At 50.7% G+C, this 1506-nt stretch carries 3 protein-coding genes; all 3 read left to right on the top strand.

Going from position 1 to position 1506, the window contains the following annotated elements:
- The coding region (locus MRBLSP13_RS14885; RefSeq protein ID WP_363755323.1) for a phage tail tip fiber protein at nucleotides 1–879 on the top strand (879 nt) is incomplete at its 5' end.
- The gene (locus MRBLSP13_RS14880) at nucleotides 876–1256 is read left to right on the top strand and encodes a phage tail assembly chaperone (RefSeq protein WP_363755321.1); all 381 of its coding nucleotides are present in this window, start codon (nucleotides 876–878) and stop codon (nucleotides 1254–1256) included. The genes MRBLSP13_RS14885 and MRBLSP13_RS14880, both read left to right, overlap by 4 nt.
- A 49-nt stretch (nucleotides 1257–1305) precedes the next feature.
- On the top strand, nucleotides 1306–1506 hold a 201-nt coding region (locus MRBLSP13_RS14875), incomplete at its 3' end, for a hypothetical protein (RefSeq protein WP_363755319.1).

Below are 1506 nucleotides of genomic sequence, written 5' to 3'. Positions count from 1 at the left end.
ACGAATATCAAGGCGTTCTACAACAGCAAAATCCAGACGCTTACTGACAAAGATAATCTACTTGCGTCTCAGATCAGCCAAATTGGAACCCGTGCAGAAGATGCTCATGCGAGGATCACCAATGAAGCAACTGCAAGCCTGACGCGAGACAATGCGGCTACAAACCGCATGAACACTCTACAGTCGAGCATTGACGGAACCGCTAACACTCTTGCCCTTGTTCAGCAAACGATGTCCACTCAGAGTGGACGACTAGGAAACATCGAAGCGCAGGCAACCCTTGTTGTGCAGGCCGGTAATGTGATTACCGGCTGGAAGTTGATCTCTAATAGTGGCGGCCTATCTCAGATTGTTTTCCAAGGCGGCTCTATCGCGTTCCGTAACACCGCGAACGGCATCAACTATCCTATCACTGAGATTGTGAATGGCGAGTTGCGTATCCCAAGCGCAATGATCGGCACAGCGAACATCCAACAAGCGAATATCGCCTACCTCGCAGTTGGCACAAACAACATGGCAATAAATGCGGTCACTGATCCGTATTACACTGAACGCACAACGCTAATCACAGGAACCAACCAGCACGTTAACGTCCTCTCTCACACATTCAGCGTCGAGGTGGACGCGGAGGTATATGTTGATATGTCAGGCGCGCAGGGCTTCCCGAGCGGTGATAGGCTTTGGGAGTTTGGCATGTATTGCGATGGCAGTTTGATGCGCCCGATCTTCGGTGGTCAGAAAACAGAAGACGCTCCCAACGGTAAAGCTAGAAGGCGCGTCGGCCCCGGTCAGCATACCGTTCATATCACATGGCGCGGTGAGAGTTCTAACGTGAGACTATCTTTCTTGAGCATGATTATACAAGTGGTGAAGCGATGACATTTTATGCAGTTGGAAAGCCAAACAAGGAGTTCCGCACAATCGAAGGCGAAGCGTCCGCGCAATTGAACAAGAGGGCTGGCGAAGTCATTGTTGAGGTCGATCAGACCGGCTTGCGAGGCAAGATCAGTGCAGATGGTAAGTCAATTGTTCTGCACGTTGCTTCGATGGAAGAGGAACTAGACAAGATCAGGCAGCGCAGAACATCTCTGCTTGCTCGCTGTGACTTCATTCTAATGCCTGACGCTCCATTCACAGCAGCAGAGGTTGAAGAGTGGAAGGCTTACAGGATGGAGTTGAGGGACATCACAGACACTCAGCCTGAAACGAAGTTCGAGGACATAGTTTGGCCCGAGCCACCCTTCCCACTGCCCTAACAACGTCACTGCCTCACTAAATATCCAAAAGATATTGTGAGGCGCAAACGTGGCTTTCTACTCCATAAACAATCTATCCGTAACTCAGGGCAGCGCCATTGTAACTGGCGATGAAACCGAGTTTGTGGACTTCATCGACAACAGCTGGGCCATCTTCATCGACAAGGTGGTCTATTTCATCGCCTCTGTAGATAGCCAGACGCAAATCACACTCGCGGAGCCATACACTGGCCCGACAAAGAGCAATGCG

Source organism: Sphingobium sp. LSP13-1-1.1 (genome assembly GCF_040676415.1).
Lineage (GTDB): Bacteria > Pseudomonadota > Alphaproteobacteria > Sphingomonadales > Sphingomonadaceae > Sphingobium.
The sequence above is the reverse complement of the archived record's forward strand: the minus strand, read 5'-3'. Positions and strand labels throughout refer to the sequence as shown.